Raw genomic sequence first — 9,579 nt, 5'->3', positions numbered from 1 at the left:
TTTTATACGTTCCTGATTGGGATAGTTTTTGTTTGCTAACATCACTATGCCGATTTGTTTTTCAGGAATAAAGGCAACATAGGCACCAAAACCTTCGGTTGCACCGGTTTTATGCACCCAGGATCCAGGATCCACCGGGTCCGGTGGAATGATAGCGATCGAAGGGTGTGGTGCTAACGCAACTTGGTTATCACTGCCATTAATCAGTGTGTCGGCGTTGACCGGCCAGTTAAGCATTTCCCAACCTAAACCTTGATACATGTTGCCAATGCGCCAGTAACGCGACTGTGCAAGAAGTATTCCCTGCTTAAGCGTCGAATCATTGAGATGCTGAGGGGTCATATTAGCTTTCAACCACACAGTCATATCCTCAATCGTGGATTTTACTCCGTAAGATTCTGCGCCCAACATCCCCGATGACACGCGTACTGGCTGGCCATTACTGTAGCCCCATGCATACTCTTTCTCCACTGACTTGGGCACATTAATCCAAGTATGTGTTAGTTGAAGTGGTTGGAAAACCCGCTGATTAATTGTTTGTTCGAAGGTCATATTCGATGGTTTGACTGCCAGATGTCCAAACAGACCGATACTGGCATTCGCGTATAAACGCATCGTGCCCGGCTTCCATTGTGGTTGCCAGTGTTGGTAGAAGTTCAGCAGCGATGCACCATCTGTGACGGAGTCCGGAACCTGTAGTGGTAGTCCTCCTGCAGTATAGGTTGCCAGATGTAGCATGTTGATACCTTTCCACTGGCTACCCGTTAACTGGGGCCAGTATTTTGTTACGGGATCGCTAAGCTTCATTTCCCCACGAGTGACTATATCTCCACCTAATACCCCTGTGAACGTTTTACTGACTGATCCAAGTTCAAATATCGTTTTTTTTGTTACCGGTAAATTTTTATTGATATCTGCTTGACCGTAAGTGAAATAATAAGGTTGCCCTTGGTAAAGGACGGCGACAGCCATGCCCGGGATGGACTGTGCTTCAAGTAGTGGTTTAACTGTATCATTCACAATCTGACTGATTTGCTCTGCAGTTAACGATTTCTGTGCCGCAAATGGTGTCATAGAAACCATCAGAGTCGTAATTGCTAACACCGTGTTGAGGTTTTTTTTCATCGCTGATAATCACTCATTTGTATTCAATTAATCCATATCTATCAACCTATATTGCTAATCAGTAGAAATGGAGGGCCAGAGCCGTGATCCGGCTACGTTATCTGATTTGTCAAAATTTGGTGTAGTCAACGGGAGTTGATAATATCTCCAATAGAATACTTTCTTATTTTTTAGAAAAAAAATTACTGTAAGGATGATTCATCCATGGACACTCACAGTAATACATTATCGATGGTTAGATGTTATGGCCTAAAAGGAAATGCTTAGTGTGATGATGGTTGGCGCTCTCCATGAATCACTTTCTTCATTTGCAAATGGAACGTAGGGGGTTCCACTGTAATTGGCATGATTCAACATGTTTATGTGCGTTAACCGACTCTGCGGTATCGGGGGACGTTCTGATTGTTAAAACGTATGCCCCTTCAAAGTGGCGTGCATAACTTTTGGTAAAAGGGCTGTCACGGAAAGAGAGGAGGTTGTGCGTTGTCATTGTAAATCCTTATTTTTAATGATTACAATAAGTTACTTTGTTGGCCAAAATCAGAGTACCATAAAAATCAACCCGGAGGATTAGGCTCCTATCTAACAACTACCCACGTAGTGTAGCTAAAGATGAAACTTACCTGCAGTTGGTTTTGTAATGTTTTTCAAATATTACGGTATATAGTGTATGAGTTTATAACAATATGCAGGCATTTTGTAAATGTGGATAGTGCTGAAACGAAGACTTACTAATGTAAATTATTTATTCGTTTAGGTGCCGTTTAATAACTCTAGTTAGGTGTTGTTTATATGGGTGTGGATAAGTAATTGATAAGTTAGAGTTTCCATATCATTAGCTTCCCCTTTTTGATGAGCGCCGGTCTTCACTTTTAGTGGCTATCAGTCTATAAACGTTAAGTGAAACATTCCCATGTTGATGTGCAAGTTTTGATTAATACTGCCGCGTATCATATGGGGGGCATGATGTGTGATGAGAAAGGTTATGATGACAAAATCGACGAGGATAGTGTTTGCCAGTGGCAATTACTCGTGGTAGTTTTTATGATAATTATCTTACCATTTTAATGGATGCATACCTTATCAGACGCATCAATCAATATCAGATGATAAGCGTGTGTAATATCCTTCGGTTTTGTATGGACTCCAAGTGGTGGGAGAATAAAGATGTGTCTAGTCAATGATTAACTGCTGATGAAATAAACAAGCGTTCATGTCGTTTCAACGTGACTAGCTCTTATCGGTTGCGTAGCAATACCTGCGCTTAATTGATGTAAATGTAACTCTTATAGAATGAGGTTCTTCATGAAAAAAGATTATCTTCAACAACCATCAAAACGAAATATGTTAAAACAAACACTGGCTTTGTCGGCCTTGACGGTCACGGGTGTCGCTGGTCTATCCGTTCCTACCATCTCTTTTGCCGCCTCTCTTACCAGCGAAGAGCGCGACAAAATGACACCGGATACCATTATTGAACACTTCAAGCAGGGCAATATGCGTTTTCGTGAGGATCGACCAGCTAAGCATAACTATATTGAACAAAAGCGCAGTAGCGCATCGGGGCAGTTTCCAGCAGCTGTGATCCTGAGTTGCATTGACTCACGGGCTCCGGCTGAAATCGTGCTTGATACCGGTATTGGTGAAACATTTAATGCTCGCGTCGCTGGGAATATCAGTAACAGTGATATTCTTGGAAGTATGGAGTTTGCCTGTGCTGTGGCTGGGGCTAAGCTGGTTCTGGTCATGGGGCACACTGCCTGTGGTGCAGTAGCCGGGGCAATTGCAAATGCAGAGCTTGGGAATCTGACGGGGCTTTTGGATAAAATCAAACCGGCAATTGAGAAAACGACCTACTCAGGTGAGCGTAAGGGGAGCAATTACGATTTCGTTGATGCTGTTGCCAGAAAGAATGTTGAGTTGACGATTGAAAGTATCCGTCACAACAGCCCTGTGCTAAAAGAACTTGAAGAAAAACAAAAAATCAAAATTGTCGGCAGTATGTATCATCTGGTTGGCGGACGAGTTGATTTCTTTGAGGTTTAACAAGGCCTGAACGCGTGTCAGCGTAGCCAGGAATATAATACTGATTACGCTGTACGGCAGTTGTACTCCACATAGCATAATTAAGATATCGCGAATTTTCCGCTCCATTTCATGATTGCAGTGCTTCCAGCCAAAAAAACAGTCTTGACAATAAGAGGGATGCTTCAAGAAAGTTAAACATGACAGCACCCCACATGCCTGAAATAACCGATGCGATGAGCAGTAGCGTTAGTTCTATTTTATTCACGTTGGAATTTCCTTATCTAGCATGTAAAGGGCGATTTTTTATTGCGTAGACTTATTGGACGCCCATCACATGTTAACTAGGACGCGTCTACCTCACTCAAGAAGCTTTGTTTGTGCATGATTTGCAGCATTTCTTTTTTTTATCAATGTCTCATTGTGTTTCAAACTGACATGCCAACGCAGGGTACTCCCTTTCGTGCCAGGGGTTGCCTGAACATAGCCGGCCTCAACCAACTTCAGCAGTAAATGTCGAGCCTGGTATATGCCCAACTGACAGTGTTCCGCCAGTTGGCGAGTACTGAGCCAGGTTGCCTCAGCAGCTATTCCGTTATCATTTTCCCAGCGAGCTTCAATCAGGAGCAGCATCTGGTTCATGAGCGACGTCATACGATCCTTTCTCTTTTCGACTTTGACCATGGTAAACGTAAAATGTGGAGTGACAGAACTATCCGCTAGGCCGTCCGCAGCCAACATTGCCGGATGTGAATGTTGCAAAATTGTTTCCTTATTGTTCTCGGTATCTAGTTTCATGTTTGATGACCCTCTGTTATGTTGCCGCCATGTTTTTTATGTAGCTCACTGATTTTAATGATATTTTATTTTTGTTTTGCGGCCTTGCACACAACGTTCATACATCCTGTTTTTCAGTGATTGTATCGTGATAAGTGGATTTGCGTTCTTAAATGTTGATGCCTTTTTAAAGAAAGGTTAAAAATATCGATCATTTTATTTTCACGATCTAAAATGTCGCGGCGTTTTATTTGATGGGTGTTGGTTGACTGATTGTTTTGAATATGATTCAGCGTGTAAAAATGACTTTTCAAGATGTAAGTGGATTTGTAAGAATGCATACGTCACAGAGATGTGAGTTTTGTGAGGTGTGGATGGAGACACTAATCTTTATAACGGTGTTAAGGAGATAAAATGGTATTTCCTACAGTGTAATTGCCTGCGTATGAAAAATTTTAGCGTGTTTGCTTTGTGTCTTTTTGACATGAGAGCGAACGTGTTCTGGCGTGCTGTGAATTTTAGTGTTTTCAGATTTTGATATTCATTTAATAGAGTTTTTGCTGGATCCCTATTTTGTGTGTCATTAGAAAGCATGCCGATCATTCGTGTAGGTGAGTACTATATTAGCTATTTCCATCCCATTATATTGTGTCAAATAAATAGGAATTATTTCTGATGAAACTGAATAAAATCATGCTTGCTGCCGTGCTGTCTTTTGGTGCCCTTTCTGCGGCGCACGCTGCGCCAGGTGGTAGCGGTACTGTGACCTTTACCGGCTCCATTATTGATGCCCCATGTTCAATCGCACCGGGTTCTGACAACCAGACTAAAGACCTGGGCCAGGTCTCTAAAACGCGTCTGGCTCAAAATGGCAACACGGGCTTTTCTATGCCTGTTCCATTCGATATTCAGCTGCAAGACTGTGATATCGCCACCATGAAAACGGTGAGCGTGACCTTCACCGGCTCGCCGTCTGCTCATGACGTTACCAAGCTGGGTCTGAACGGTACCGCGGGTGGCGCGAGCATCGCTATCGTTAACGGCTCTGGCCCGGTTGATCTGGGCGTTGCCACCCAACCACAGACTCTGGTTAACGGTAACAACACGCTGAACTTCTCTGCCTTCTTGGTTGGCAGCGGCAATGCTGCAACACCACCTGTTGAAGGGACCTTCAGCAGCGTCGCGACCTTCATGCTGGATTACGTGTAAGTTCTCCGATTTGTCGCTCAGAGCCTGCGGTGGAATACCGCAGGCTTTTTCCAACGATCAGGTGATGACAGGAGAGTTTGCATGAAAGTGCTCCAACTGGCGCGGGTTGTGATGGTTCCTTCCATGTTGATTGCCGGTTCGCTGTTTGCGCTCAGCGCGATGGCGGCGCCGACAAGGGGGTGGGGGACAATCGCTATGGAAGGAGCCATCGTTGAGACGGCCTGTGCCATCGATGTGGGCAGTCAGGATCAAACGGTTGATATGGGGGTCGTGCCGTTAGGGCAGATAGTCCGTGATGGGCGCGGGAATACGCGTCCTTTTACTATTCAACTGGTGGATTGCCAGCTCTCGGCACCGACCCCTGCCGCGCCCGAGTGGCGCTATTTTCAGGTCACTTTTGATGGCCCCGCCGATCGAGGTTTGTTCGCGGTTAATGGCGATAGCCGGGGGATTGCGTTACGCATTACCGACAGCCGAGGCAATGTGGCCCGGCCGGGTGACAGGATGCCCCCGGGCAACATTGTGCCGGGCAGCATGGGGCTGAATTATTTTCTGGATGTTATGGGAAACCATGAGGTCCTGCGTGCCGGTGCTTACCAGTCCACCGTGCGGTTCAAGCTGAATTATTACTAAAGGGCTTCGGTCATGGCATCGCATTTTTCTGGCTACGTTATTCCCGTTGTTCGGGGGGTTGGGCTGAGTGTTTCGTTGATGGCGATTGCTGTCTCTTCCGCACTCGGCCAAGACATTCAATTCAATACGGACATATTGGATGTCAAGGATCGCGCCAATATCGACCTGAGCCAGTTCTCCCAGCGCGGATACATTATGCCGGGAACGTATTCCCTGCAGGTGTTGCTGAATCGGCAATCATTGTCTGAACAAGACGTCACGTTCAAACCGCTTCCCGATGATCCCAACAGCAGTGTTGCCTGCCTGACACCCTCGATGGTGGCACTGCTTGGCCTCAAGCCCGGTGTGACGGACAAGTTAGCGTGGCTGGATAAGGGGGCGTGTCTCGATGTCCGCAGTCTGGATGGCTTGGGCGTTCACGGTGATCTTGGCACCTCCACGCTGAACATCAGCATTCCTCAGGCGTATCTGGAGTACAGCAGCCCGGATTGGGATCCGCCGTCTCGTTGGGATGAGGGGATCCCCGGGTTGCTGCTTGACTACAACGTGAATGCGCAGAGCAATCGCCAGCAAACATCAGGGACACAGGGCTACAACGTAAGTGGCAACGGCACCACCGGGGCTAACCTGGGGGCCTGGCGTTTGCGTGCGGACTGGCAGGGACGGTTGGATCATCAAACGGGCAGTGGTGATCCGACCGTAAGGAATTGGGACTGGAGCCGTTATTACGCGTATCGCGCCATTTCTCGCCTTAAAGCCAAGGTGACCGTCGGTGAGGATTTCCTCAACTCGGATATTTTTGACAGCTTCCGTTATACCGGGGTCAGCCTGGTCACGGATGACAATATGTTGCCGCCCAACCTGCGGGGATATGCCCCGGAAGTCAGTGGGGTAGCGAGAACGAATGCCCGGGTGACCATCAGTCAACAGGGGCGGGTCCTGTATGAAACCCAGGTGGCCGCAGGTCCCTTCCGTATCCAGGACTTGAGCAGTGCGGTGTCGGGGATGCTGGATGTTCGCGTGGAAGAGCAGGACGGCACGGTTCAGACGTTCCGGGTAGACACGGCAAGCATTCCTTACCTGACGCGGCCAGGGCAGGTACGTTACAAGCTGGCCAGCGGCCGGCCGACCAGCATTGGTCATCAAACGGACGGGCAGTTCTTCACCACCGGTGAAGCCTCCTGGGGGATCAGCAATGGGTGGTCCCTGTATGGTGGGGGGATCGCCGGCGGCGATTATAATGCCCTGTCGCTTGGGGTCGGCCGTGACCTGCTGGCCTTGGGGGCCATCTCGTTTGACGTCACCCAGTCGAGAGCCCAGTTGCCGGGTGAGGATGTTCGTACCGGCGGCTCCTATCGGGTCAACTACTCCAAACGTTTTGAAGAGTATGACAGCCAGGTGACCTTTGCGGGTTATCGCTTCTCCGAACGTGACTTCATGACGATGGGGGAGTACCTGAACGCCCGTCGGGGCAACAGCGACGTGGGTAGCAACAAGGAGATGTATACCGTCTCGTTCAACCAACAGTTCACTTCTATTGGGCTCGGGGCGTATCTGAATTATTACCACCAGACCTACTGGGACAAACCGGCCAACGACCGATATAACCTGCAGCTGGCAAAAGCCTTTGACGTCGGTTCGTTCAAGAATGTGAGTGTCTCCATGACGGCGTACCGTAACCAGTACAACAACACCAACGATGATGGTGTGTATCTGTCCTTGTCGATGCCGTGGGGCAACTCGGGGTCGCTCAGTTACAGCAGCGCCTTTGCCAAAGGGGATAACCGTCAGAGTGTGGGTTACTACGATCGCGTCAATGATCGGGGCTCTTATCAGGTCGCGGCGGGCACCTCCAACGGGAGAGGCGATGTCAGTGGTTTTTACACCCACCAGGGCGACATAGCGCAAGTCAATGCCAACGCCAGTTATCGTGAAGGCCGATACTCGTCGGTGGGGCTGGCAGTGCAAGGTGGGGCGACGGTCACGGCGAAGGGCGGGGCACTGCACCGTACCAGCATGATGGGTGGAACCCGCCTGTTGCTGGACACGGACGGCGTGCCTGATGTACCGGTGCGGGGTTACGGTACCGCGATGAATTCGAATGCCTTTGGCAAGGCGGTGGTTACCGATGTCAACAGTTATTACCGCAACACGGCCAGTGTCGATTTGGAATCGCTGGGTGATAACGCGGAAGCGACACGCTCGGTGGTGCAGGCCACGCTGACGGAAGGGGCGATTGGTTATCGCAAGTTTGATGTGATATCCGGGGCCAAGGCGATGGCCGTGTTGCGTCTGGCGGATGGGTCGACGCCGCCGTTTGGCGCGTCGGTACTGAACATGAAAAAACAGGTCACCGGCCTGGTGAGTGATGAAGGGAACGTGTACCTCAGCGGTATCCGGCCGGGAGAAACCATGACGGTAAGCTGGAATGGTGCCGAACAATGTCAGGTCCGTCTGCCGGATCCGTTGCCGGGCGGTGCATTGGCAAACCTGCTGCTGCCGTGTGTACCGGTAGCGGAGACATCTCCTAAAGTGTCCGCTGGCGCTGGCAGTCTGCCTGCCTCGAGCCTGGCAAAATCAACCCGATAATGGATGAGTGACGCGCAATGAAATTGAATACCGTAATGACCACCATGGTGGCAGGGTTGGCCTGTGTGCTGGCAAGCCCCTCCTGGGCGGCGATAGCACTGGACAGAACTCGCGTGATAGTGAACGCGACGGACAAGGCAGTGAGCCTGAACGTCAGTAACCAGAACAAGGAGTTACCGTATCTGGCTCAGGCCTGGCTGGAAGATCCTCAAGGGAACAAGGTGACGTCTCCACTGGTTGTTCTGCCGCCGGTGCAGCGTATTGAACCGGGTGAGAAGAGCCAGGTGAAGATCCAGGTACAACAGGCGGCAGCTAACCTGCTGGCGCAAGATCGAGAGACGCTGTTCTACTTCAACCTGCGGGAGATCCCGCCGAAGAGCGACAAACCGAACACGCTGCAGATAGCGTTGCAGACGCGTATCAAGCTGTTCTACCGCCCTGCGGGCATTGTGGCCAGCCGGACAGACATGAACACCCCGTGGCAGGAGAAGCTGACCCTGACGCGTCAGGGGGATCGTTATATGGTGACCAACCCGACGCCGTATTTTGTGACCCTGGTGGATGCCGGTAGCAAGAAGGGCGGCGAGGGCGTTAAAGGGTTTGAACCTCTGATGATCCCGCCCAAAGATCAGGCTGAACTGAAGGTGAGTGCCGCGGCACTGGGCAGTACACCAGTTTTGACCTATGTGAACGATTACGGTGGCCGTCCAACCCTGACCTTCAACTGCAGTGGTCCGGTATGTCAGGTTGTGCCGGATAAAAGCGCAAAATAACCCTGCTCCTGCATCGGATAGCATGCGGGGACGGCGTCAGGAGAAGAGACATGATGCACGAGAAAAAAGCGGTATCACCCGAAAAAAATCAGGCCAGAATGATGGGTATCGTCCTGCCTTTGTCGGTGATGGCGGGGGCGTTGTTGCTGGCGTCTTCTGTAGGTGCTGCGCAAGACGACTTGATTGACGGTAATTATGGGGTACTGCATGTGTATGGCGCCCTGACGGAAAGTGCCTGTCGCCTGGACATGACCTCGGTCTATCAGGCGGTGTCGCTGGGCGAGACCGGTACCGGCCGCCTGCAAGCGGTGGGCGACCAGGGGACGCCGGTGGCCGTGCATTTGAAGTTGAGGGACTGCATGCGCCTCTCCTCGAACAGCCTGGACAATAACTCTGGCAATATGCGCTGGAGCTCAAGCCAACCGGCCGTCACCTTGTCGTTCCTGGC

General features: G+C 50.0%; 7 protein-coding genes and 1 pseudogene. 6 read left to right on the top strand and 2 right to left on the bottom strand.

All coding sequences use genetic code 11. The features are described 5' to 3' along the window. The coding region (ampC, locus tag A6U95_RS21045; RefSeq protein ID WP_241810704.1) for a class C beta-lactamase at window positions 1-1,083 on the bottom strand (1,083 nt) is incomplete at its 3' end. Between the two features lie 1,347 nt (window positions 1,084-2,430). Here ampC and A6U95_RS21040 point away from each other — a divergent pair. Beyond that, window positions 2,431-3,171: a carbonic anhydrase gene (locus A6U95_RS21040; RefSeq protein WP_059202187.1), complete on the top strand. Its 741-nt coding sequence runs from the start codon at window positions 2,431-2,433 to the stop codon at window positions 3,169-3,171. Between the two features lie 339 nt (window positions 3,172-3,510). Here A6U95_RS21040 and A6U95_RS21035 read toward each other — a convergent pair whose 3' ends face one another. Next, window positions 3,511-3,948: a FaeA/PapI family transcriptional regulator gene (locus A6U95_RS21035; RefSeq protein WP_083196433.1), complete on the bottom strand. Its 438-nt coding sequence runs from the start codon at window positions 3,946-3,948 to the stop codon at window positions 3,511-3,513. A 654-nt stretch (window positions 3,949-4,602) separates the two neighbouring features. On the opposite strand from A6U95_RS21035, the gene A6U95_RS21030 reads away from it, so the two are divergent. The 5 genes and pseudogenes from A6U95_RS21030 to A6U95_RS21010 all read left to right on the top strand — a co-directional run. Further along, window positions 4,603-5,136, top strand: a complete 534-nt coding sequence (locus A6U95_RS21030) for a fimbrial protein (RefSeq protein ID WP_065685874.1) — start codon at window positions 4,603-4,605, stop codon at window positions 5,134-5,136. An 81-nt stretch (window positions 5,137-5,217) separates the two neighbouring features. Further along, window positions 5,218-5,769, top strand: coding sequence for a fimbrial protein (locus tag A6U95_RS21025; RefSeq protein WP_241810702.1), 552 nt, complete (start codon window positions 5,218-5,220; stop codon window positions 5,767-5,769). Window positions 5,770-5,847: 78 nt separating this feature from the next. After that, a complete protein-coding gene (locus tag A6U95_RS21020) occupies window positions 5,848-8,358 on the top strand; it encodes an outer membrane usher protein (protein WP_241810703.1) in 2,511 nt (836 codons plus the stop codon). Window positions 8,359-8,375: 17 nt separating this feature from the next. Continuing rightward, window positions 8,376-9,131, top strand: a complete 756-nt coding sequence (locus A6U95_RS21015) for a fimbria/pilus periplasmic chaperone (protein WP_059202184.1) — start codon at window positions 8,376-8,378, stop codon at window positions 9,129-9,131. Between the two features lie 50 nt (window positions 9,132-9,181). Beyond that, a pseudogene (locus A6U95_RS21010) lies at window positions 9,182-9,579 on the top strand (type 1 fimbrial protein); the annotation flags it as partial.

The organism is Serratia sp. 14-2641 (genome assembly GCF_001692375.1).
GTDB lineage: Bacteria > Pseudomonadota > Gammaproteobacteria > Enterobacterales > Enterobacteriaceae > Chania > Chania fonticola_C.
Note: the sequence above shows the minus strand (reverse complement) of the source record. Positions and strands in the feature narration are given on the sequence as shown.